We start from the raw sequence: 22,111 nt of genomic DNA, 5'->3' as shown, positions 1-22,111 counted from the left end.
GCTACACGCGCGCCGGAACCGCGCGGCCCCAGAGCCGACGGATCAGGAGCGGGCCGCCGATGCCGTGGATCGCGACGCTGCCGAGGACCACCATGCAGGTCGCCGCCAGCACGAGGAAGCCCTCCTCGCCCGGCAGCGCGTTCGCGGCGATGAGCCCGAACACGATGGATGCCGCTCCGCGCGGCCCCATGATGGCGACGAAGATCCGTTCCGAACGGGTGGCCTCGCTGCCCAGCAGCGCGATGCCGACGGGGACGATGCGTCCGATTGTGAGTGCGACGAGAGCGAGGACGATGGCCGGCCACCAGTCGTAGGTCTCGCTGAGCAGGACGACCGCCGCGAAGCCGAAGGCGAGCCACAGCAGGAGGTTCGTGAGCCAGGACACGTCCTCGAGCAGGGTGAGCTCGGCACGGTCGAGCCCCTTCTCCCCGCGCGTCAGGCGGATGGCGATACCGGCGACGAACACGGCGACGAAGCCGTTGCCGTGCAGCAGCACCGCCGCCGCGAACACCACCAGCGGCGCGGCGATGAACGCGATGCGCATGCTCTGCGGCTCGGTCCACCCGCGGCGGTCGGCGAACCCCGTCGCGGCGCCGATCGCCGCCCCGAGCGCCCCGCCCACGACGATGGCGATGAGCCCGGCCGGCGCGGCCACGGCGAACGCCCGGCCGGCGTCGCCGCTGGTGCCCGCCGAGGCGAAGGCGAGCGCTCCCAGCAGCAGCGGCGAGACGAGTCCGTCGTTGTAGCCGCTTTCGACACTCAGCCAGCGGCGCACGCGGGCGGGGATGCGCTCATCGCGCACCAGCGACGTCTCCGGGGCGAAGTCCGCGGGAACCGAGATGCACGCGATCGCCAGGACGACGGCGATCGAGAGCCCGAGCGGCAGGATCAGCCCGACGGCGAGGACGAGCACCAGCGACAGCGGCAGCCCGATGCCGAGCAGGCGCGCCGGCACCCCCGTGAACTGCGAGCGCACGCTGCCGCGGACGTCGAGCGCGTCGACGAACAGCAGGAAGGCGAGCACCATCTCGGCGAGCAGCAGCGTCGCCGGGGACTCCATGAACAGCACGCCCTGCGTGGGAAGGAGCGCACCGGCGATCAGCCCGAGCCCCGTCATCACGATCGGGCCGTTCACGGTGACGCGGCGGAAGGTCCGACTCCACAGCGACCAGATCAACAGCCCCACCCCGGCGACGAGGAGGATGGTCGTCACCACGTCGTCGACGTCCGGCTCGGCCGGTCGGCGGCCGCCGCCGCCCAGGCGGTGAGGCGCTCGAGCGGCCCCCGCCCGGCCCGCAGGGCCCAGAGCGTGCAGCCGACGAGCAGCGCCGCGACGAAGGCGAGCCAGAACCACAGCGACCCGCCCCCGTCGACGCCCATCACCGTCGGCGCCACCGCGAGGGGCGAGACGAGCACGGCGAACGAGAGGACGTGGGCGGCATAGGCCGTCAGCGGCATCGATCCGACCGCCGCAAGGGGCACGAGCACCGCACGGAACCGGCGTCCGGCGAGGACGCAGGCGCCGACGACGAGCAGCGCGACGCCGCCCGACCCGACGATCTCGAGCGTGCCCCCGGAGTGCGGCGAGACGGCCCACGCCTGCGCGAGCGCGGTGGGCACGTCGAGCGCGCCCCGCAGCCCCGGCATCCCGGGCCCTCCTGAGAGCCCCGACATCGACGACATCACCGCGGACGATCCGCCCGGCAGCGACGCCGACGACGAGAAAGACCCGCCGGGCAGGAACGGCGTGAGCCACGCCGTGGGGTCGGCCGCGACGAGCGCCCCGAGCCCGTACCCGACGACGCTGAGCGCGGCGCCCGAGACGAGGGCGACCACGGCCGTCCGGGTACGACGCAGGTCGCTCCGGCCGACCGCGAGGCCGGCGAGGATGAGCGGCATCCACACCGTGAGCGGATACGCGCCGGTGAGCAGGAACTGCACGCCGGCGCCGGCCGACGCCCCGGTCGCACCCGTCACCGCGGTCACGAACGCCACGGACGTCGGGCCGACGACGGCGAGCGCCGCCGCCACCGTCACGAGCGTGCGGGTGGTCATCCCCACGAAGGGGATCACGAGCAGGAACAGCACACCGTAGACCGGGAGGATCACCGCGATCTGCGTGCCCAGCAGCTCGAGCACGAGCCCGATCGCGAGGACCGCGATCGCCCGCCCCGCCAGGCGCAGCCGCGCCGAGCGCACCGCGTCGCCCTCGGGCCGGGCGGCGCCGCCCGTCGCCAACGCCACGGAGATCCCGGCGACCACGGCGAAGAGGATCGAGGACCGCCCCTCCAGCAGAGCCGGCCAGCCGAGGGAGCCGTCCGGATCGACGGCGCCGGCGAGACCGACGTGCACGCCGATCATCCCGAAGACGGCGAGCGCTCGCGCCACATCGACCCCGACGATGCGCGGAGCGCGGCCGAACGCCGCCCACCGCGCGCGCAGCCCGGCGGGCCGCGTCCGCGGCGCCTCCTGCCCCACCGCCGCGCTCATGCCATCGCCTTCAGCGCCGCGATCACGCCGCGCAGACGCAGCTGCGGCACGTACGTCCTCACGAGTGCGGGAGCGATGCGGCCGAGCTGGAGGGCCTCCGGGAAGCACATCCAGAGCGCATCGTGCTCGGCACCGAACTTGCCCTTGAACCGCTCCAGCGAGGAGAAGCCGTAGGCGGGTTCGAGCGCGCGCACGACGCGGCGCGACAGCCGGCCCGGCACCGTGCCGGCGTGCGGTGCCAGCGGCGTGCCGGACAGGCTCACCGTCGGAACGCCGTCCTCTTCGGCCCGCCGGATCGTGGAGACGATGGCGAACTCCATCGCACCCGGCATCGCCTGCTCCGCGCGGCGCATGACGTCCAGCGTCCAGCCGACCACGACGCCGTCCCGCTGGCGCGGCAGCCAGCTCGTCACCGCGTGCACGCGTCCGTCGGCGCCGACGACGAGCATGAGGCGCACGTCCTCGTCGACGAGCTCGGCGAGCCCGCCGAGGGTGAAGCCCATCTCCGGAAGGCTCTTGTCGGATGCCCACGCGGCGCAGATGCCGTCGACCTGGGCCCGGGTGCTCGCGTCGAGGTCGACGTAGCGGGTCCAGGAGGCGGTGACCGACTCGCGCGCCGCGCGGTTGACGGCCGTGCGCAGATCCTGGCGGCGCTTGCCCGACAGGCTGAAGCCCGCCGTCGACAGCACGGCCTCCGTGCCGACCGGCGTGCGCGACCATCCGGCGACGGCGAGCGCGTCCGCCGTCTCGTCGTGGACGCTGTAGAACACCGGCATCCACCCCCGCTCCTCGCAGAAGGCCGCGAACGCGCGGATCGTGGCGACGCGGTCGTCGCCGATCGGGTCGCCGACGGTGAACGCGACACCGGAACGAACGCGGTAGGCGACGAGCGCACCGTCGGGGCCCGTCCAGATCGAGTTGCCCGCCCAGGTGGCCATGTGGGCGAACGTGCCCGTCCCGCGGCGGCGGACGGCCGCGCGGGCCGCGGCGCGATCGGCCGCGGTCGCGACCGGGGCGGCGCGGCGCACCACGGCGCGTGCGCCGGCGACGACGAGCAGGGCGGCGAGCGCGGGCAGGAGCCCCGCGAGGAGGATCACGATCTGCCACTCCGCGTCCGCGCCGCTGATGCCGGACCAGAAGAGGTCGCCGTCGAGGGCGGCCGGCAGCAGCACCTCCGTGAACACCACCCCGGCGACGAAGAGCAGGATCGTGCCGGCCAGGACGACGCCGACGACACGACCGAGGTCGATGAGCAGTGCGCTGACGACGAGGAGGGCGGCGGCCAGCGGTGCGACGGCGGGGTCGACGGCGGCCCCGGTCCACGCGAGCACGCCGTTGGCATCGGGGGTGACCGCGGCGAGCGCGAGCGCGCTGGCCATCACGAGGAGGGCGGACGAGACCGTCCGGCGCCACGTGCTGCGCGCCCCCCTCGTCCACGCCCCGGATGCCGCCGGTCGAGCCCACCACGCCGCGACGGCGAGACCGGGGAGCACGGCGACGGCGCGCGCGACGTCCGACGCGTGTCCGTTGACCAGCAGCATCGCGACCACGACGGTGAGCACGGCCCACCGCACGCTGCGGCGCGTCGGCTCACGCAGTGACCCCGAGGCCGCGAGCGCCAGCACGACCGTGGTGACCGACGGCGTCCACGGCTGGTGCTGCAGCGCCGCTTGGGACAGCGACTCACCCAGCCCCGCGAGCACGCTCAGCCCACCCAGCACGACGGCGACCGCCGTCCCGACCGCGGCGACCAGGGCCGCGCGCACGCTCCCCCTCTGACGCTCGACGACGGCGAGCATCGCGACGAGCCCCACCCATGAGAGCACGCTGAAGACGGCACCCTCGAACGCCACCTCGCCGGCGGCGGAGACGTGCGCGATGCCCATGCCGATGGCGCCGGCGGCGACGGCCAGGGACAGCGGGGAGCGCACAGCGGTGCGCAGGACGGCGGCGGACGCGGGTTTCACGTCATCGAGCACACCAGCATCGGCATCCGCACACATCGCCCGAGAGGTGTCACCCCGCCACCCGATCGGCGGGAGCAGCCCCCGACGGGTGGGGGGACGCCGGCTCCACCGCGCCCCGACGAGGCCGGGATGATCTAGCGTTCTGAGACAGGGAGGTGGAGCGGATGATCCGTGTCATCATCGTGGACGACGAGGCGCTGGTGCGCAGCGGCTTCACCATGATCCTGAACGCGACCCCCGACATCCGGGTCGTCGCCAGCGCCACCGGCGTCGACGCGCTCGAGGTCATCGAGGCCGAGAAGCCGGACGTGCTGCTGCTCGACGTCCGGATGCCGCAGGTGGACGGCCTGACCCTGCTGAACGTCCTCAACGGGCGGCCCGACCGTCCGGCGATCGCGATGCTCACGACCTTCGACGCGGACGAGTACGTGCTGGCCGCCCTCAACGCCGGCGCCTCGGGGTTCCTCCTGAAGGACACCGAACCCGAGCAACTGGCCCAGTACGTGCGTGCGCTCGCCGCGGGCGGCGTCGTGCTCGCCCCGCGGGCCTCGCAGCGTCTGCTCGCGTCCCATCCGCCGACGGCGTCCGTCATGGATGCCGAGGCGGAGCGGGTCGGCACTCTCAGCGACCGCGAGCAGCAGGTGCTCACGCTCGTCGCGGAGGGCCTGTCCAACGCGGAGATCGGCGGCCGCCTCTACCTCGGGGCGGGGACCGTGAAGGACCACGTCAGCGCCATCCTGGCGAAGCTGGGGGTGGCCGGCCGGGTGCAGGCCGCGCTGGCCGCGCAGCGCGCGGGGCTGCTGCCCGATCGGGACGCCGCCTCGTGAACGGGTTCGTCGCCGGGTGGCGGCGCATCCCGCCGGTCATCGTCGACCTGTTCGCCGTCGCCGTCGCCGCGGCCGACGTGTATCTCACCGCCGACACCGACGACCCGCTGACCCTCGTGGTCTGCATCATCGGGTGCGCCGCGCTGCTGCTGCGACGGCGATGGCCGCTGCTCGCCGTCGTGCTGACGCTCCCGGGTGCGCTCGTGGCCAACATCCTGGCGGCCCCCGTCATCGCCTTGTTCACCCTGTCGACCCGGTCGCGACGACGCGGGCTGCTGTTCGCGTGCGGCGCGGTGTTCGCCGCCGCGGAGGCGATCGGGTGGCCCCTCACCGATCAGCTCATCGCCGACCAGAGCTGGACCGTGGTCACCTTCGTGTACCAGCTCGCCACGGCCGCCGCGCCCATCCTGCTCGGTCAGCTCGTGCAGACCGCCGGCGACCTGCAGGCCCGGATCGCCGAGATCCAGACCACCAAGCGGCACGAGCGCGAGCTCTACGCCCAGACGCTCCTCGCTCGCGAGCGCAACCAGCTCGCCCGCGAGATGCACGACGTCGTCTCGCACCAGGTGAGCCTGATCGCGGTCCAGGCCGCCGCGCTCCAGGTGACGGTGACCGATCCCGCCGCCCGTGAGGCCGCGGCATCCATCCGCGCCCTCAGCTCGACCACCCTGGAGGAGCTGAGGTCGATGGTGATGCTGCTGCGCGCGGCCGGCACCCAGAGTCCCGGTCTGGCCCCGCAGCCCACCCTCGCGGAGCTGTCGGGTCTGCTCGCGACGAGCGGGATGCCTCTCACCGTCACCGGCACACCTCCGGAGGGACTCGGTCCGGCCGCGCAGCGCGCCGTCTACCGCACGGTGCAGGAAGCACTGACCAACGTGCGCAAACATGCCCCGGGCTCGCCCGTCACGGTCTCCTTCTGGCAGGACGATCGCTGGTGCGGTGTGACGGTGACCAACGGGGCGATGACGGAGAGCCCCCTCCAGCTGCCCGGCGCCGGTCTCGGCCTGCGCGGACTGCGCGAGCGCGCGGAGATCCTCGAGGGGACCCTGGATGCGCACCCGAAGGACGACGGCTTCCTCGTGCGGCTCTCCCTGCCGCGTCACGCCGGCTGAGCCCGCGGACACGGACCCCGGCCGGACGGACGGTGCCCGCCGGTCGGCGCGGGGCTTCGGCCGTTCGGCGGATGGTTGCGTCGTCCGCGTCCGCTGAGCATGGAGGAGCGGGCACACCCACGGCGCCCGCGCGACGAAAGGACACCCCATGCAGACCTCCGATGTGCGACTGATCGTCGACCTCGCCGACGCCGTGCGGGGCGCAGCTCCCCTCCAGAAGGACGAGGAGGCCGCGCGCCTCATCGACCAGCTCATCGGCTCGCAGGCGGACGCGCTCTACTTCCTCGTCCAGACGGTTCTGCTGCAGAAGGAGGCCCTCGCGGCATCCGGTGCGGCGCCCGCGAGCGGCGGGCCCGTCCCCGACGCGCCGCCCGCGGCGGCCGGCCCGGCGCCCGCCGACGCCGGGCGCGGCCGCTGGGGAGGCCTCTTCGGCTCCCGCCGGGAGAGCGGCGAACCGCAGCCGGCCGCCGCCGGAGGGGGCGGCAGCTTCCTGCGCACTGCGGCCGCGGGAGCCGCCGGTGTCGCGGGCGGCGTGCTGCTGGCTCAGGGGATCTCGGGACTGTTCACGCCCCCGCCGGCGCCGCCCGTCGACAGCGCGGACGGCGGCCTCGACGCGGGCGACGACGGGGGCTGGGACCTGGGCGACGTGTTCTGACGCCGGCACTGTACGCCGCGTGAACGGCGGTGTCGCCGTCGCGACCGCGCACCCGTCAGTCGTCGCTCTCTCCCGGGGGGCCGACGACGGGTGGCGCGGGGAGCACGCTCAGCGGCGGAGGAGGGTGACGAAGCCATCCGCCGCGACGCCCACGGCGGTGCGGATGCGCTCCTTCTGCTCGTCGTCCAGCCGATACTCCGGCGCCACCACGGTGATGGCGCCGATCAGCGCGCCGTGCAGGCGCACCGCGGCGGCGACCGCCCAGACCCCGGCATCCACCTCGGCCACGGATTCGGCGTAGCCCGTGCGCTTGATCTCCTCGAGGCTCTCGACGAGGGCGGCGCGCTGCGCCCGCCCGAGCGGCGGCGTGAGCCGCTCGAAATACTGATTGCGCTTCGCGTCGGAGAACTCCGCGAAGAGGATCTTGGCCGCGGCGCCGCCATGCAGCGGCATGAGGTGGCCCGGTTGGAACGAGATGGAGATCGGGTGGTCGCTCTCGGCGATCGCCAGACACACGGCCGCGTCGTTCACCTGGCGCAGATACAGGGCGGTCTCCCCGGTCTCCGCGCTCAGGCGGTCGAGGATGGGCTGCACCTCGGTGCGGTGATCGAGTGAGATCTCGGCGGCCCGCGCCAACCTCAGGATCTGAGGCGTGAGCACGAAGACGCCCTTCCCGCGCTCCTCGATCAGGTTCATCTCTCGCAGCAGCGCGAGGTATCGGTAGGCGCTCGGCACCGAAATCTCGTGGGTCTCGAGCATGTCATCGATGGTCAGCTCGGGACGGCCGTCCGAGAACTGCAGGAGGATCTGCAGGACACGCCGCGCACTGTCGACGCCCTTCGTCCGCTGGACCAGCGCCGGCGACGACTCAGGAACCTCGGGCGACTTCATACGCACCATCTTGCCGCCCTCCCGCACGGAGTCCCAGGGCGCTCGCGCGTGTCGCCGGTCATCGCTCGGCGCTGAGAATGTCAAGGGCGGCCTCGACACCGGCGCCGATGTCCAGAGGCATACCGAGGTCACGGAGCGTGCGACCGAGGGCGGCGAGCCCCACGACGGAGTGGAATCCGCCGGCGGTGGAACCCATGTGGGAGAGCCTGATGAGGTTTCCCGCACCCTGGCCGTGAGAGAGCATCACCCCGTACTTGTGCCGCGCATGATCACGTACCGTGGCGTTGTCGAGTTCCTCGGGCAGCCGGATGGAGGTTACGCACGCGGACATGATCTCGCGGCGTCGCGCCCAGAACGTCAGCCCCATCGCCTCCGCGCCGGCCATCGTCAACCGCTGGGCGGCGGCGTGGCGCGCGATGACCTCGTCGACGCCTTCCGCCAGCGCCTGATCGAGAGCGGCCTCGAGCCCGTTCACATCCGCGACCGACGGCGTGTAGGGGAAGCGCCCCTCCCCCAGCCACTTCTCCTTGAAGTCCAGCAGCGACAGATACGAATCGCGCGGGGCGGCGGGGTTGGCGTAGATCTTCTCCCAGGCGCGCGGGCTGACCGACACGAGAGCGAGCCCGGGAGCGCCGCCGAGGCACTTCTGGGGCCCGGTGACCACATAGTCCAGCCCCCACCGGTCGACGAGCGTCTCCATCCCCAGCACGCCGGAGACGGTGTCGATGAAGGTGAGGATGCCGCGGTCACGGCACATCGATCCGATGGCGGCGACGTCGCTCACGGTTCCGGAGGGCGTCTCGGACGCGACCAGACACAGCATCTCGATCTCGGGGTGGGCATCGAGGTACTCCTCCACCCGGTCGGCACCGACGGCGTCGTCGTAACCGACCTCGATCTCGTGGAGGTTCGCCCCGAAGGCGGAGACCCAGTACCCGGTCCCCTTGCCGAAGACGCCCTGGACGAGGTTGAGCACGTGCATCCCCGGGGTGATCAGCGCCCGCAGACCCGCTTCGAGAGCCAGGATCGCCTCACCCTGCATGATGATCACGTCGTTGGTGGTGCGCAGCACGTCGGCGACCTTCGCCTCGCAGCGTCGGAACGTGGCTTTGAAGTCGTCGTCGTAGTGGTACTGGATCGGACGCGCCAGGCCGGCAAGCGTCTGCGCGCTGACATCGACCGGACCCGCGGAGAGGGTGAACTCGAGTTTCTGCATCTGGCACGTGCCTTTCTTGGGACGGAGCTCAGCGAGCGCCGCGCGTGTACGGGTTGCCCAGGGCGGGAGGGACGACGGAGCTGCGCGCGAAGAGCACGAGGGTGATCATCACCACGACGAAGGGCAGCATCTGGAAGACGTCGGCCGGAATCGACACCCCGATGAGCTGGAGCGGGTTCTTGACGGCGACCGCGATGCCGTAGAGCAGGGACGTCAGCACGATCCATGCGACCTTCCCGCGCGAGAGCATCGTGATGACGATGGCGAGGAAGCCGAGGCCGTTCGTCATGAACGGGGTGAAGGTTCCCGTCGCGAGCACCGAGAGGTAGGCGCCGCCCAGTCCGACGAAGGCCCCGTTGAGCAGCACCGCCTGCGCCCGGACGCGCATGACGCTGCCGCCCGCGGCATCCAGCGATGCCGGCTTCTGTCCGGCCGAGCGCACGGCCAGCCCCCAGTTGGTCCGCGAGAGCAGGAAGGCCACGACGACGAGCACCGCGATGCAGACCCAGAAGACGCCGGACTGCCGGAAGACAGCGGGCCCGATCACCGGGATGTCGGACAGCCCGGGGATGGACCACGAGTTCGGCGGGATGCTCTGCGGGCTCTTCGCGAAGGCTTGGAGGTAGAGCACGCTCGTGATGCCTTCTCCGATGAGGGTCACAGCGAGGCCGACCACGATCTGGTTCAGCCCGAGCCAGGTGTTCAGCACGAGCAGGAGCAGGTTCGCCACCACGCCGCCCGCGATCCCGCCGAGCATTCCCAGCCATACGCTCCCCGTCGCGACAGCGGCCGCATAGCCGGCGAGCGCACCCACCAGCATCACGCCCTCGATGCCGAGGTTGAGCACGCCGGACTGCTCGCCGATCGTCTCACCGACGCTCGCGAGGATCAGAGGCATGGTCTGCAGGATGATCGAGGCGATGAACACCGTGATGACGCTGGCCGAGAGCAGATCACCCATCAGTTGTCTCCCTTTGCGAGTCCGAGACGTCGGAACGGTTGGAGGGCGGTTGCTTTCAGTCCCGCAGGCAGGTAGCTCTGGCCGGTACGCCGCTTCTCCCCGACGTACTCCGTGATGGTCATGAACACGAGGATCAGCCCCACGACCACCAGCAGGAAGTCGGAGTTGAGCCCGGTGTGCTGGGCTGCCAGGATGCCGCCGGTGGCGAAGACGGCGTAGAAGGCGATGAGGGGGATCGCCGCCAGGGGGCTCAGGCGGGCGAGGAAGACGAAGGGCATGACGGCATCTCCGTAGGCGGGACTCCAGTTCGCGCGCTGATACGTGTAGTGCCCCAGCACGTCGACGGAGCCGGCCAGTGCGATCAGGGCCCCGGACACGGCGAACAGCAGCACGATCATCCCGGTGCTGTTGATCCCGACATGCTGGGCCGCCTTCGGGCTGAACCCGAACACGTCGAGCCGGACGCCGAACGCGGTGCGGCTGAACAGGAACTGCGCGGCGAGAGCGAGCACGATCGCGATCACGAACCCGATGTGCACCTTCGTGTCCCCGATGAACGACAGGAGAGCATCACCGTCGATGACGGGTGTCTGCGGTGCGGGGACCTTCGGGTCCCGGAACGGCCCCTTGATGAGCAGGTTGACCACCCCGACCGCGATGAAGGACATCACGAGAGAGGTGATGATCTCGTTCGTGCCGAACCGCGCCTTGAGGATCGCGGGCAGAAGCGACCAAGCCGCGCCGACCGCGACGGAGCCGACGAGGACGACCAGGATCACGGCCCAGCCGGGCAGCACGGGCGAGAGCATCGGGGCGACCCCCGACGCGACGACGGAGCCGAGCAGGTACTGCCCGGCGTAACCCAGGTTCCACAGCTGCCCCCGGAAGGCGAAGATGAGCCCGACGGCGATGATCAGCAGTGGCGCCATCAACACCAGGCTGTCCTGCCAGTTGGTTCCCGTGACTCCGTACTTCCAGACTCCGCCGAAGAAGTCGAGCGGGTCCTTCCCCATGGCGGCGATGATCAGCCCCGCCGTGATCAACGCGAGGACGACCGGGAGCACGGCCCGGACCACCGCATCGATCGAGCGCCTCGCGCGCGATGTCGTCGTGGCCATCAGTGAACTCCCTCGATCGCGCCCGTCATGTACTGCCCCACCCGTTCCGCCGTGCCATGGCTCTCGTTGGGGACGACCCCGACGATCTCGCCGCCGGAGATGACCGCGATCCGATGGGAGAGCTCGACGAGCTCGTCCAGATCGGTCGAGAGGAGCAAGACGCTGCCGCCGGCGGCGGCGAAGTCGCGGAGGATGTCTCGGACGAGGGCGACGGTCTTCAGGTCCAGACCGTAGGTCGGCTTGTTGACCACCACGAGCTTCGCGCCGTGGCCGAGCTCTCTTGCCAGCAGGACCTTCTGGATGTTGCCGCCCGAGAGCGTTCCCACCCGCGTCGACGCCGACGGCGTCTTGATCGCATACTCGCGGATCAGCTTCTCTGCCTCCGCGTTGACGGCACGGGTGTCGAGTTGGCCGAGACGCCAGAAGGGCGCTTCGCCGATGCGCTTGAGGATGAGGTTCAGCGCGACCGACATGCTTCCGACCGTGCCCTCGTGGAGCCGGTCGTCCGTGATGTAGCGCACGCCCAGACGTTGCCGGCGACGAACTCCCAGCGCGGTGATCGCGCTGCCGTCGAAGCGGACGACGCCGTCCGCGGCCGCTCGCTGACCGGCGACCACTTCGGCGAGCGCTCCCTGACCGTGGCCGTCGATTCCCGCGACGCCGAGGATCTCACCCTCGTGCACCGTGAGGTTGACGTTCTGCACGTCGATGTCGTTCCCGCGCCCCTTCGTCGAGACGCCGGACAGCTCGAGTCGCGGCTTTCGCGTCGCGAGGTCGATCTCGGGCACGTCGCGCCGGGCTTCGGTCGCTCCGGCGAGCTCCGCGGCATCCGCACCGGCGGCACCGAGGTCCTCGCCGAACATGGCGGACAGGATGGCGTTCTGCGCCGCGCGCTCGTCGTAGGAGGCGAGCTCCTCCACGCTGATGAACGCCGCGTTGCGGCCGCCGCGCAGCACGGTGACGCAGTCGCCCATCGTGTAGGCCTCGCGGAGCTTGTGGGTGACGAACACGACGGCGAGTCCGCGCGCCTTGATCTGGGCGACCGAGGCGGCCAGATGGTCGATCGCCTGCGGGGTCAGCATCGACGTCGGCTCGTCGAGCACGAGAAGTCGACTTCCCTTCCACATCGCCTTGGCGATCTCGACCTGCTGCTGCTGGCCGAGACCGAGGTCCCCCGCGAGGGCGTCCGGGTCGATGTCCGCACCGAGCACATCGGCGAGCGTCTCGAGCCGCTGGAGGGCCCGCTTCTTGCCGAGGAGGAATCCGCTCTCCCCCAGCATCAGGTTCTCCAGCACGGTGAAGGAGGGGACCAGGGTCGAGTGCTGGTGCACCACGCCGATCCCCAGCCCGACCGAGGTCTTCGGGGAGTTGATGGACGTCGGCACGCCGTCGACCTCGATGCGACCGGCATCCGGCTGCTGCATTCCTGCCAAGATGCTGATCAGTGTCGACTTCCCGGCGCCGTTCTCGCCGAGCAGGCAGTGCACCTGGCCGCCGACGATGTCGAGGCTGACGCGGTCGTTGGCCACCACCCCGGGGAATGCCTTGGTGATGTGCTTGAGCGAGATCACTCCGGGCTCACTGACGGGACTCACGCTTCGTTTCTCCTCATGCGTTCACCGATCGCGCCGCGGCGCGAGGCGGACCGGGTCCGTGTCGGACCGGCTCTCGTGGGCGAGTGCCGATCCGACACGGACAGGGCTGTCGACAGGACGGTGCTAGCTCTTCGCTGCGATGACGGCCTTGACGTCCTCCGCGTTGGCCGCGCCCTTCGGGGTGATCGATCCGCCGTCGATGGCGTCGGTCGCCGTCTTGACGGCCGCCTTGATGGCATCGGTCATGTTGGCGGTGTCCTGCAGGTAGAGCCCCTTGTTGCCGACGGTGAGCTCGTAGTTCTTCGAACCGAAGGTGCCCGCCTCGACGTCCTTGACCGCCTGGAGGTAGGTGGGCGTGTAGTCCCAGACGACCGTCGTCAGCAGGGAGTTCTTGTCCTTGAGGGCAGAGCTCACATCACCGAGGTCGGCGATGTACTTCACGCCGGCGTGCTCGTTGATCGACTGGATGTAGCCGAGCGTGGCGCCGTCGCCCATGCCGAAGACGACGTCTGCGCCGCCGGCGATGACGGTGTCCACCGCGGCCTTGCCACCCGCGGAGTCCGCGTACCCGTCCGCGCTGATCTGTCCGAAGAGCACCGTGATCGCGGGATCGACCGAGTACACGCCCTGCGCGAAGCCGGCGGCCATGTTGAGCCAGTTCACGTCGTCGGCGGAGATGACGACGGCGACCTTCTTGCTCGTCGTGGCCTTCGCCGCGGCGATGCCGGCGAGGTAGCCGCCCTGCTCGGCTTTGACGAGCGCCTCGGCGATCTGTCCGGGAACCGGATCGATGCCGGAGTCCTGGATCAGGATCGGCACGTTCGTCTGCGCGGCGACCGTCTTGGCGGCGACGCCGTAGCCGGAGGCGTGCGCGATGACGAAGTCGGCGCCGTCGTCTTTGATCACCTGGTTCAGCACGGTCTCCGTGTTGTCCCATCCGGCGTCGGCGATCGACACGTACTTCAGACCGAGCTGGTCCGCGGCCGCTTTCGAGTTCGCGAGCCCGATCTGGTTCCATCCGAGATCGGTCTCGTTCTCGGGCCCGACCCAGGCGAGCGTGGTCACGGAGCGGCCCGCGGCGGACGACGACGTCGCTCCCCCGGGGGACTCACCGCGTGACGAGCACGCCGTGACGGCGAGCGCAAGGGCGGAGACAGCGGCCAGCGCCGTGCCGACGCGCACGAGGCGGCGGAGCTGGCTGCTGTGATGTGAGTGGTTCATCTGGATTCCTCTTCCTGGCATCGATGACCGTTCGTACGTCGAGCGAGCCTGCGTCTGCTCTCATAATGTGCAACGGTGAGGTGACCATATGAGAATTTTTCACGGCCGTCAACGCTTGACGGAAGCGTTTACGAACCTGAAACAGGCGTTACACGCTCGCAACAAGAAGCACCCAGCATGATCGAACCCGACAGATGGAGGACCGCCGTGCGATCGATACGACACCTGTGCGCCCCGGGCGCACTTCTCATCGCCCTCACGCTCGGCGGCTGCGCCGCGAGCCCCGCGACCACTCCGGCGACCAGCGCACCCCCCACACCGCCCAGCGGCCTGTCGGCGGAGGATGCCGCCGCGCTGCGCACCCTCGCCCGCGTCGCACCGCGCACCTCGACGATCGACGTCGCATCGGCGGACTGGACGGAGTGCTGGCTGCCGAGCGCGCACCTCATCCCCGCCGCCGAGGTCGCCGACGCCACCACCTGGAAGGTCATCTGCCGCATCTTCTGGCATCAAGCCGACGGCACGCAGCGCTATCAGGACACGAACTGCATCGGGGACTTCGCCGCCTCCCCGATGCTCGACCACTGCTACCGATGGGTGCACTACGACCTCGAGCCCACCTACGAGGACCACCCGGGCGTCCACGCGGGGCCACCGGACGCGTGACGGACGCCGACCGCGCCCACCGGCCCGACACCGGGTACCGCGGCAGCGTGTTTCGGCTCTGTAAATCTTGCGGGAGGGGATTGCCCTGGCCGTGAAAATTCTCATACTCTGAGTGCCACTACCGACAATGTGAGAACTTGGAGGCTCAGAATGACCGACCCGAAGGTCTATCTGCTCGACGGCGGCACGTTGGTCATCGACGAGTCCGACGTGCATTGGCACATCAATCTCGGCAACCCCGTGCGGTTTCCCGTCTACTCCGTGCTCGTCGAACACGCCGACGGACTCATCCTCTACGACACCGGCTTCGACCTCGAGCACGTCAAGGCGGTGCTCCCCTTCGAGCTGCCGGAGCAGACGCCGGAGCAGACGATCCCCGGACAGCTCGCGAAGATCGGCTACAAGCCGGAGGACATCGACATCGTCGTGAACTCGCACTTCCACTTCGACCACGTCGGCGGCAACAAGTACCTCACCAACGCCACCCACCTCGTGCACAAGATGGAGCTCCGTCAGGTGCGCTACCCCGAGCCGTTCGAACGCCTCGGATACTCCGACCTGTCGTTCGACTTCCCCGGCGCGCGGTATCAGCCGATCTCCGGCGACTACGAGATCGTCCCGGGCGTGACCCTCATCGAGACGCCCGGGCACACCGCGGGGCATTACTCACTGCTCGTCGAGTTCGAGAACGAACGGAACATGCTCTTCTGCGGGGATGCCGCATACACCCACACCACCTTGGAGAAGGAGTGGATCGCGGGCTTCCACCTCGATCCCGTCAAGTCCGTCGAGGCGATCCGGCGTCTCAACTACCTGAGTCGCGTCAAGGACGCCGATCTCTATCCCTCCCACGAGCTCGAACCCTTCCTCTCGTGGACACTCGCACCCGGCTACTACGGCGGACGCTGACCGTCCCGCACGACATCACAGAACCGAACGGAGAGAACACGTCATGAAGGAACGCGTCGCAATCGTGACCGGTGCCGCACAGGGCATCGGCGCCGCCATCGCCAAGGAACTCGCCTCGGAGGGCGCCACCGTCGTCGTCACCGACATCAACCTGGAGGGGGCGACGGCCGTCGCGGAGCAGATCGGCGGCGTCGCCAAGCTGCTCGACGTCTCCGATCCCGCCCAGGCCGAGGCGGTGGTCGGCGAGGTCGTCTCCGCCTACGGGCGACTGGACATCCTCGTCAACAACGCCGGCCTCGTGCCGTTCACGCCGTTCGACGAGCTGACGATCGAGAAGTGGCGGCGGACGTTCGCCGTCAACGGAGAGGGTCTGTTCAACATGACGAAGGCGGCCGTCGAGGCGATGAAGCCCCACGGATACGGCCGTATCGTCAACATCGCGTCGAACACGTTCGTCGCCGGCACGCCCAACTGCGCGGACTACGTCGCCACCAAGGGCGCCGTCGTCGGCTTCACCCGGGCCGTCGCCGGCGAGATCGGGGCGCACGGCATCACCATCAACGCGGTGGCTCCGGGCATCATCGCGAGCGAGGGCGTGTTCACCACCGGGCACGGCGACGGGTTCGACTATGTCGTTCCGATGCAGGCGTTCGGTCGCCGCGGCGTGCCCGCGGACGTCGCGCCGGCCGTCGCGTTCCTCGCCTCGGAGAAGGCCGCGTGGGTCACCGGCCAGCTGCTGGTGGTCGACGGCGGCCACACGCGGAACTGAGCTCCGCGCCGTGGCGACGACAGGCGGCACGACGGGAGTCGACGTTCTCATCATCGGAGCCGGATCCGCCGGGTGCGTCCTGGCGAACCGCCTGAGTGCGGACCCGTCGCGGAGAGTCCTCGTCCTCGAGGCGGGCACGCGGGTGAGCGACCCCGAGATGCGCCGCCCCGAGCTCTGGCCCTTCATCCAGCATCGCAGCTACGACTGGGACTACCGGACCGCACCCCAGCGCGGGCTCGGGGGGCGCAGCCTCAGCTGGGCGCGCGGGCGGGGGCTGGGCGGTTCGAGCCTGCTGCACGCGAATGCCCACATGCGCGGATGCCGGGCCGACTTCGACCGATGGGTTCAGGCCACCGGCGACGACCGGTGGGGATGGGATGCGCTGCTTCCCTTCTTCATCGGGATGGAGTCGTTCTCCGACGGTGCCGACGCCGTCCACGGGGCCGACGGCCCGCTGCCGGTGCTGCTCCCCGGACCGGAGCTCGTGAGCCCGCTCACGCAGGATTTCATCGCCGGCTGGGCCTCACTGGGCGTGGCCCGACTGCGTGACCACAACGGTGGCGAGATGCTCGGAACCACCCCCAACTCGCTGACGATCCGCGGCGGCGAGCGCGTGACGGTCGCGGATGCGTATCTCGACCCGGTCATGGACCGCCCCAACCTCTCCGTGCTGACGAGCGTTCTCGTGCACCGCATCCTCCACCGCGACGGCCGTGTGGGCGGCGCGGTGGTCACCGTGGACGGACAGACGCTCACGATCGCGGCCGACACCGTGATCCTCGCGGCAGGCTCGATCGCCGATCCACTGCTGCTGATGCGGTCGGGGGTCGGCGACCCGGACGTGCTGAGCGCAGCGGGCGTTCAGACCGTGCGGGAGTCGCCGGGTGTCGGCAAGAACCTGCACGACCACCTGCTGGGCGCGGGCAACCTCTACCGCGCCGCGCAGCCGGTCCCGCCGACCCGCCTGAACCTGTCGGAATCGATGTCCTACCAATCCGCCGCCGATCTGACCGCGACCGGCGGCGGCGCCGACGTCGTCGTCGGCTGCGTTGTGGCGCCGAGCCATTCGGAGTCCTTCTGCGTCGATGTCGAGCCCGGTGCCGCCTACAGCTTCCTGTTCGGCGTCACGAACCCGACGAGCCGCGGCGAGCTGAGAATCACCGGCCCCGCCCTGGACGACGACCCGCTCATCGATCCGAACTACCTCGACACGCAGCACGATCGTGAGATGTTCCGGGTCGCGCTCGAGCGGGCGCGGATGATCGGGCAGAGCGACGCACTGACCCCGTGGCGCGGGGAGGAGGTGCTCCCCGCTCCCGGCGTGTCCACCGACGCCGAGATCGACGAGTTCATCGCGGCGGCGGCGATCACGCACCATCACCCGGTCGGAACGCTCCAGATGGGCGCCTCGGACGACGCCCCGGTGACACCAGATCTGGGCTTCCGCGGCATCGACGGTCTCTACGTCGTCGACGCCTCCGTCATTCCCTCCATCACGGCCGGACCGGTGCACGCCGCGGTGCTGGCGATCGCGGAGTCGTTCTGTGCACACTTCCTGGCGAAGGGAAACTGAGATGACGCTCGACACCCCCGTCCTCGCCGCGCTTCGCGCGCGCGAGGACGACATCCGGAGGATCTCGGACTTCCTTCTGGCCCATCCCGAGCTCTCTCACGAGGAGACCGAGACCTCGCGCTTCCTCGTCGGCGTCCTGGAGGACGCGGGCTTCCGTGTCGACACCGGCGTCGCGGGACTTTCCACGGCCTTCCGCGCCGAGCTCGCGACGGGGCGGCCGGGAGGCACCGTCGGGTTCGCCGCGGTCTACGACGCTGCTCCCGCTCACCGCACGGACGACGGGAGCACCGTCGCCACCCACTCCTGCGGACACTCCGCGCAGGCGGCGGGAGTCGTCGGGGCGGCGCTCGCACTGGCCGACGTCCGCGAGCAGCTGACGGGCACGGTCGTGGTGGTGGGCTGCCCGGCGGATGAGATCCACGCGCCACGCACGCAGCTCCTCGGCAGCGGCAAGGCACTGACCGCGGCTGGCGGTGTGTGGACGGGTGTGGACGCCGCGCTCTACGCGCACCCGGAGTTCCTCGACGCGGTGTGGACCCGCACGCTGTGGATGCGGCGCGAAACCGCGATCGTCGAGGGAACGCGAACGCTGCTCGACGATGCGGACTGCGCGCCGCTGTCGGCCGCGAGGCGGCTGCTCCAGGCCCTCGACGCCCTCCCGCGGGCGAACGTGATGCTGGAGACCCTGGTGATCGACGGCGATGTCGAGGAGGGCTCGGGGCTGTCTCTGCGGGCACAGGTGCTCTTGTTCTCGTCGACGCGGGACGGGCTCGATGACCTGCACTCCCCCCTGCGCGCCGCCCTCCCGGAGGCCCGCTGGGAGCGAGGGAACGAGATCGATGCGATCGTGCCGGACCCGCACGTGTCCGACGTCGTTCGCGACGCCTTCGCCGCGGCGGGCAGGCCGATCCTGGACGACACCCCTCCCCTGCCGTTCGCCACCGACTTCGGGGCCGTGACCCGCGTGGTTCCCGCGGCGCTCGTCGGCGTCGGACGTCCCGAAGGCTGGGCCTTTCACCGCGAGGGCGGTCAGGAGCAGTTCGCCGGCCCGGAAGGCGTCCAGATCGCGCGCGACATCGCGCGCGTCCTGGCGCTGGCGGGAGCGCGCCTGACCGCCTGAGGCCTCCTCAGCGGCCGAGGAAGAGGCGCTGCGCCGTGCGGTTCATGACGGCATCCAGATCATCGGGCTCGAGACCGGCGAGCTGCACCTTCAGCTGCTCCACCTTGGGCTCGTGCCACGGGCCGTCCGAGCCGTACATGACGCGGTCGGCGCCCACCTTCTCCACCGCCTCTGCGATCTTGAGGCTCATCGGCATCCCGCTCGTCTCGAGCCAGACGTTCGGATGCCGCCCGGCGACGGCGATCGAGGCGTCGATGTAGACCACGTTGCCGTGGCCCATGTGCCCGAGGATGATCTTCGCCTCCGGGAACTGGACGATCAGCTCCTCGATGCTCCACGGCAGCGAGAAGATCGGGTGGCCGCAGTGGATCAGGGCCGGAAGCCCGCGCTCGATCAGCACCTCGATCAGCGGCCAGACGATCGGGTCGTTCGGGTGGAAGCCCTCCATGAGGGGGTGCAGCTTGACGCCGCGAAACATCGGGTCGTCGAGAAAGTCCCGCAGCTCGCGGACAGCGTCCGGATTCTTCGGGTCGGCCCAGTACAGGCCGTACGCACCGGGAAGGTCGGCGATGGTGCGCTGGACCATCGCGTTGTCCTGATGGAAGACCATCGCCGTGTCGATGTCGTTCGACGCGAGATAGGGACCGAGCCGGTCCTGATCGAGTGTCACGCCGAACATCGGGAAATCGCCGACGTGGACGTGCGCGTCGGTGATCGCCATCAGCGGCTCCAGACCGCCACGAATCGCGCCTGCTCGATGATCGCGTCACCGTAGCGTTCCAGGAACTCCTCGCGCGAGGGCTCCCCCTCCACCGGGCGGCGGAGCGCGTACACCCAGAAGTAGTAGTGGTGGATGCCGTGACCTTCGGGAGGCTGCGGTCCGTAGTAGATGGGGAAGCCGGCGCCGTTGGGAGCCACCCGGACGCCGTCGGCATCGAGGTCGAGCGAGGTCGCCTCGGGCGAGACGCCGTACACCACCCAGTGGGTGAACCCCTGAGGAAGGGGGGCGTCCGGGTCATGGCAGATGATCGCGTACTCGACGGTACCCTCGGGTGCTCCGGAGAACTCGAGGCGAGGCACCGAGTTGCCGCCGTCCGCGGTGAACTCGAAGGGGAACCTCTCGAGGGGGGCGATGTCGGGGCTCGAGATCTGCAGCTTGTCTACGAAGAGCGCCATCAGAGCGTTCCTTTCCAGGGTGGGGGTACGGACGAGGGTGAGGGGAGGGATTCGGCGATCAGACGGTCCAGTTCGTCCGCGACCAGATCGGGGAACTCTTCCGGAATATAGTGGTCGGCCTCGTCCACGTCGACCCAGCGGTCCGCGGGACGCGCGGCGATCGCGGCCGCCCATGCGGCGGAGCTGACGATGCGGCTACGACCTCCGCGGATGCCGACCATCGGGGCCTGCACGGCTCGGAACTCGGCATCCCACGGCGTCCGAAACCCCGCGATGAGCTGGCTCATCGCATCCGGTGCGGCCAGGGGCCACCACAGCCCGTCGGCCCGCTTCTCGTAGCCCCAGCGCGCGCGGCGGTCGACGGCGGCGGGCAGGATGCGCGGGTAGCGCTCGCGCAGGTAGCCGCGGATCTGCTCCACACTCTCGAAGCCGCGGTGTCCGCCGGCGACACGGAGCGCGAGGTCGTCGAGCACGGACGCCTCCACGTAGGGGGTGTAGTCGACCGAGAGGACCGCGGCGACACGGTCCGGATGAAGGGCTCCGGCGAGCCAGGCGTTGCGGCCTCCGAGAGAGTGGCCCGCGACGACGGCGCGATCGATGCCCAGCGCGTCCAGCACGCTGACGACGTCCCCGGCGAAGTCCGGACCGGCGTAGCCGCGGGCGGGCTTGTCGCTGCGCCCGTGGCCACGCTGGTCGAGTGCGATCACCGTCGCGGTGGACGCGAGGCGTTCGGCGACGGGCTCCCAGACGGCGTGGTTCGCCGAGGTGCCGTGCAACAGCACGACCGCGGGGCCCACGCCCTGGATCCGGAACGCGAGGTCGACGTCCGCACCGCTCGTCCGGTGCAGACCGTCGGCGATCCGCTCGACGCAGACCGCGCCCGTCATCAGACGTTCGGGATCGACGAGAGCGTCTTGCGGGCGGCGATCAGCCCGGTGACGATCTCACGGCGCTTCTCGGCGACGGCGTCGGGGCCGTCGTACTCGTACATGCCGCCGCCGGTCTTGAACCCGAGCGTTCCGGCCGCGATCTTGTCCTCGATCATGGCGGGGGTGCCCTTGCCGTCCGCGAGGTCGGCGTTGAGGTAGCTGGAGACGGCCTTGTAGATGTCCAGCCCGGCCATGTCGAGCAGACGGGTGGGGCCGACGACCGAGAGCTTGTAGCCGATGCCCCACTTGACGCAGGCGTCCAGCCCCTCGGGTGTGACGATGCCCTTCTCGAGAAGGTCCAGGCACTCACGGAGGATCGCGTAGAGCACGCGGTTCTCGACGAATCCCGGCGTCTCCTTCTCGACGACCGGGACGTAGTCGAACGCCGTGACGATCGACACGAGCTTGTCGACGAGCGCGGGGTCGGTCGCCTCGCCCGGGATGACCTCGATCATCGGGATGAGGTGCGGCGGGTTCGACCAGTGCATGCCGATGAGGCGACCCGGCAGGCGCATCCCTTCGGCCATCGTCGTGATCGGGATGCCGGACGTGTTCGACGCGATGATCGTGTCGTCGCCGACGAGTCCGTCTTCGAGCTGCTGGAGCAGCGACCGCTTGAGCTCGATGCGCTCCGGGATCGCTTCGATGATGAGCTCCGCTCCGGCGACCGCGGCCGCAAGGTCGGTGCCGAAGTCGACGGAGCCGCCCTCGGCGGTCGGCGTGCCGACCGCCTCCAGCACACCGTTGACGATGCCGTACGAGGCGATCGCGGCATCGATGGCCTGGTCGGAGATGTCGTAGACACGAACGACGACGCCGGCACGCGCGAGCGTGGCCGCGATGCCGGGGCCCATCGTGCCGGAGCCGATGACGGCGGCGATAGAAGGAAGAGTCATCAGGGATCCTTGTCTTGTCG

The 22,111-nt window shown here is 70.3% G+C and carries 21 protein-coding genes; 8 read left to right on the top strand and 13 right to left on the bottom strand.

Annotated elements, in window-relative coordinates; genetic code table 11:
• Position 1: 1 nt before the first annotated feature.
• The 3 genes from DEU37_RS02030 to DEU37_RS02020 are packed head-to-tail and all read right to left on the bottom strand — an operon-like array spanning position 2 to position 4,469.
• Positions 2-1,216, bottom strand: a complete 1,215-nt coding sequence (locus DEU37_RS02030) for a cation:proton antiporter (protein ID WP_121189025.1) — start codon at positions 1,214-1,216, stop codon at positions 2-4.
• Positions 1,210-2,490 (bottom strand): heparan-alpha-glucosaminide N-acetyltransferase domain-containing protein, encoded by a 1,281-nt coding sequence (locus DEU37_RS02025; protein ID WP_121189024.1) that lies wholly within the window; start codon positions 2,488-2,490, stop codon positions 1,210-1,212. The genes DEU37_RS02030 and DEU37_RS02025 overlap by 7 nt, the downstream gene beginning before the upstream one ends.
• On the bottom strand, positions 2,487-4,469 hold the full coding sequence (locus tag DEU37_RS02020; RefSeq protein WP_259457102.1) for a bifunctional lysylphosphatidylglycerol flippase/synthetase MprF: 1,983 nt from the start codon (positions 4,467-4,469) through the stop codon (positions 2,487-2,489). Before DEU37_RS02020 ends, DEU37_RS02025 begins: the two co-directional genes overlap by 4 nt.
• Positions 4,470-4,621: 152 nt before the next feature.
• Here DEU37_RS02020 and DEU37_RS02015 point away from each other — a divergent pair, with 152 nt between their 5' ends.
• From DEU37_RS02015 to DEU37_RS02005, 3 genes are all read left to right on the top strand, one after another.
• The gene (locus DEU37_RS02015; protein WP_121189022.1) at positions 4,622-5,284 is read left to right on the top strand and encodes a response regulator transcription factor; all 663 of its coding nucleotides are present in this window, start codon (positions 4,622-4,624) and stop codon (positions 5,282-5,284) included.
• Positions 5,281-6,396: a sensor histidine kinase gene (locus DEU37_RS02010; RefSeq protein ID WP_121189021.1), complete on the top strand. Its 1,116-nt coding sequence runs from the start codon at positions 5,281-5,283 to the stop codon at positions 6,394-6,396. Before DEU37_RS02015 ends, DEU37_RS02010 begins: the two co-directional genes overlap by 4 nt.
• Before the next feature lie 148 nt (positions 6,397-6,544).
• Entirely contained in the window at positions 6,545-7,051 is a 507-nt protein-coding gene (locus tag DEU37_RS02005) for a DUF2076 family protein (protein WP_121189020.1), read from the top strand.
• 108 nt (positions 7,052-7,159) lie between these two features.
• On the opposite strand, the gene DEU37_RS02000 is transcribed toward DEU37_RS02005, so the two are convergent.
• The 6 genes from DEU37_RS02000 to DEU37_RS01975 form a co-directional block, all read right to left on the bottom strand.
• Positions 7,160-7,942 carry an IclR family transcriptional regulator gene (locus DEU37_RS02000; RefSeq protein ID WP_183043557.1) on the bottom strand — a complete coding sequence of 261 codons (783 nt, stop codon included), beginning with the start codon at positions 7,940-7,942 and terminating at the stop codon, positions 7,160-7,162.
• A 58-nt stretch (positions 7,943-8,000) separates the two neighbouring features.
• Positions 8,001-9,158 carry an alanine--glyoxylate aminotransferase family protein gene (locus DEU37_RS01995; RefSeq protein WP_121189018.1) on the bottom strand — a complete coding sequence of 386 codons (1,158 nt, stop codon included), beginning with the start codon at positions 9,156-9,158 and terminating at the stop codon, positions 8,001-8,003.
• 28 nt (positions 9,159-9,186) lie between these two features.
• Positions 9,187-10,119, bottom strand: a complete 933-nt coding sequence (locus DEU37_RS01990; RefSeq protein ID WP_121189017.1) for an ABC transporter permease — start codon at positions 10,117-10,119, stop codon at positions 9,187-9,189.
• Entirely contained in the window at positions 10,119-11,237 is a 1,119-nt protein-coding gene (locus DEU37_RS01985; RefSeq protein ID WP_121189016.1) for an ABC transporter permease, read from the bottom strand. Before DEU37_RS01985 ends, DEU37_RS01990 begins: the two co-directional genes overlap by 1 nt.
• Positions 11,237-12,832 (bottom strand): ABC transporter ATP-binding protein, encoded by a 1,596-nt coding sequence (locus DEU37_RS01980; protein WP_121189015.1) that lies wholly within the window; start codon positions 12,830-12,832, stop codon positions 11,237-11,239. Before DEU37_RS01980 ends, DEU37_RS01985 begins: the two co-directional genes overlap by 1 nt.
• Before the next feature lie 123 nt (positions 12,833-12,955).
• Positions 12,956-14,053: a BMP family protein gene (locus DEU37_RS01975; RefSeq protein ID WP_183043556.1), complete on the bottom strand. Its 1,098-nt coding sequence runs from the start codon at positions 14,051-14,053 to the stop codon at positions 12,956-12,958.
• Positions 14,054-14,230: 177 nt separating this feature from the next.
• On the opposite strand from DEU37_RS01975, the gene DEU37_RS01970 reads away from it, so the two are divergent.
• The 5 genes from DEU37_RS01970 (at position 14,231) to DEU37_RS01950 (ending at position 19,090) form a co-directional block, all read left to right on the top strand.
• On the top strand, positions 14,231-14,719 hold the full coding sequence (locus tag DEU37_RS01970) for a hypothetical protein (RefSeq protein ID WP_147424839.1): 489 nt from the start codon (positions 14,231-14,233) through the stop codon (positions 14,717-14,719).
• 150 nt (positions 14,720-14,869) lie between these two features.
• Positions 14,870-15,628, top strand: coding sequence for an N-acyl homoserine lactonase family protein (locus DEU37_RS01965; RefSeq protein WP_121189012.1), 759 nt, complete (start codon positions 14,870-14,872; stop codon positions 15,626-15,628).
• Positions 15,629-15,671: 43 nt separating this feature from the next.
• Complete coding sequence (locus DEU37_RS01960; protein ID WP_121189011.1) at positions 15,672-16,397, top strand: SDR family NAD(P)-dependent oxidoreductase; 726 nt, start codon at positions 15,672-15,674, stop codon at positions 16,395-16,397.
• Between the two features lie 10 nt (positions 16,398-16,407).
• Positions 16,408-17,970 (top strand): GMC family oxidoreductase, encoded by a 1,563-nt coding sequence (locus DEU37_RS01955; RefSeq protein ID WP_121189010.1) that lies wholly within the window; start codon positions 16,408-16,410, stop codon positions 17,968-17,970.
• Position 17,971: 1 nt separating this feature from the next.
• Complete coding sequence (locus DEU37_RS01950; RefSeq protein ID WP_121189009.1) at positions 17,972-19,090, top strand: M20/M25/M40 family metallo-hydrolase; 1,119 nt, start codon at positions 17,972-17,974, stop codon at positions 19,088-19,090.
• 7 nt (positions 19,091-19,097) lie between these two features.
• On the opposite strand, the gene DEU37_RS01945 is transcribed toward DEU37_RS01950, so the two are convergent.
• From DEU37_RS01945 to DEU37_RS01930, 4 genes are read right to left on the bottom strand one after another with little or no spacing between them, the layout of a single operon-like run.
• Positions 19,098-19,811: an amidohydrolase family protein gene (locus DEU37_RS01945; RefSeq protein ID WP_121189008.1), complete on the bottom strand. Its 714-nt coding sequence runs from the start codon at positions 19,809-19,811 to the stop codon at positions 19,098-19,100.
• Complete coding sequence (locus tag DEU37_RS01940; RefSeq protein WP_121189007.1) at positions 19,811-20,266, bottom strand: YbhB/YbcL family Raf kinase inhibitor-like protein; 456 nt, start codon at positions 20,264-20,266, stop codon at positions 19,811-19,813. Before DEU37_RS01940 ends, DEU37_RS01945 begins: the two co-directional genes overlap by 1 nt.
• Positions 20,266-21,153 carry an alpha/beta fold hydrolase gene (locus tag DEU37_RS01935; protein WP_121189006.1) on the bottom strand — a complete coding sequence of 296 codons (888 nt, stop codon included), beginning with the start codon at positions 21,151-21,153 and terminating at the stop codon, positions 20,266-20,268. The genes DEU37_RS01940 and DEU37_RS01935 overlap by 1 nt, the downstream gene beginning before the upstream one ends.
• Positions 21,153-22,091, bottom strand: coding sequence for a 3-hydroxyacyl-CoA dehydrogenase NAD-binding domain-containing protein (locus DEU37_RS01930; RefSeq protein ID WP_121189005.1), 939 nt, complete (start codon positions 22,089-22,091; stop codon positions 21,153-21,155). Before DEU37_RS01930 ends, DEU37_RS01935 begins: the two co-directional genes overlap by 1 nt.
• Between the last annotated feature and the right edge of the window lie 20 nt (positions 22,092-22,111).

Source organism: Microbacterium sp. AG790, from assembly GCF_003634765.1.
Lineage (GTDB): Bacteria > Actinomycetota > Actinomycetes > Actinomycetales > Microbacteriaceae > Microbacterium.
This window is presented reverse-complemented; position numbering and strand designations above follow the sequence as displayed.

What these genes read in the sequence shown, in the direction of transcription:
- DEU37_RS01940 (WP_121189007.1), bottom strand. Translation starts at nt 20,266, where the DNA reads ATGGCGCTCTTCGTAGACAAGCTGCAGATCTCGAGCCCCGACATCGCC.
- DEU37_RS01965 (WP_121189012.1), top strand. Translation starts at nt 14,870, where the DNA reads ATGACCGACCCGAAGGTCTATCTGCTCGACGGCGGCACGTTGGTCATC.
- DEU37_RS01930 (WP_121189005.1), bottom strand. Translation starts at nt 22,091, where the DNA reads ATGACTCTTCCTTCTATCGCCGCCGTCATCGGCTCCGGCACGATGGGC.
- DEU37_RS01960 (WP_121189011.1), top strand. Translation starts at nt 15,672, where the DNA reads ATGAAGGAACGCGTCGCAATCGTGACCGGTGCCGCACAGGGCATCGGC.
- DEU37_RS01975 (WP_183043556.1), bottom strand. Translation starts at nt 14,053, where the DNA reads ATGAACCACTCACATCACAGCAGCCAGCTCCGCCGCCTCGTGCGCGTC.
- DEU37_RS01990 (WP_121189017.1), bottom strand. Translation starts at nt 10,119, where the DNA reads ATGGGTGATCTGCTCTCGGCCAGCGTCATCACGGTGTTCATCGCCTCG.
- DEU37_RS01950 (WP_121189009.1), top strand. Translation starts at nt 17,972, where the DNA reads ATGACGCTCGACACCCCCGTCCTCGCCGCGCTTCGCGCGCGCGAGGAC.
- DEU37_RS01945 (WP_121189008.1), bottom strand. Translation starts at nt 19,811, where the DNA reads ATGGCGATCACCGACGCGCACGTCCACGTCGGCGATTTCCCGATGTTC.
- DEU37_RS02000 (WP_183043557.1), bottom strand. Translation starts at nt 7,942, where the DNA reads ATGAAGTCGCCCGAGGTTCCTGAGTCGTCGCCGGCGCTGGTCCAGCGG.
- DEU37_RS02005 (WP_121189020.1), top strand. Translation starts at nt 6,545, where the DNA reads ATGCAGACCTCCGATGTGCGACTGATCGTCGACCTCGCCGACGCCGTG.
- DEU37_RS02025 (WP_121189024.1), bottom strand. Translation starts at nt 2,490, where the DNA reads ATGAGCGCGGCGGTGGGGCAGGAGGCGCCGCGGACGCGGCCCGCCGGG.
- DEU37_RS01995 (WP_121189018.1), bottom strand. Translation starts at nt 9,158, where the DNA reads ATGCAGAAACTCGAGTTCACCCTCTCCGCGGGTCCGGTCGATGTCAGC.
- DEU37_RS01970 (WP_147424839.1), top strand. Translation starts at nt 14,231, where the DNA reads ATGATCGAACCCGACAGATGGAGGACCGCCGTGCGATCGATACGACAC.
- DEU37_RS01935 (WP_121189006.1), bottom strand. Translation starts at nt 21,153, where the DNA reads ATGACGGGCGCGGTCTGCGTCGAGCGGATCGCCGACGGTCTGCACCGG.
- DEU37_RS01985 (WP_121189016.1), bottom strand. Translation starts at nt 11,237, where the DNA reads ATGGCCACGACGACATCGCGCGCGAGGCGCTCGATCGATGCGGTGGTC.
- DEU37_RS02015 (WP_121189022.1), top strand. Translation starts at nt 4,622, where the DNA reads ATGATCCGTGTCATCATCGTGGACGACGAGGCGCTGGTGCGCAGCGGC.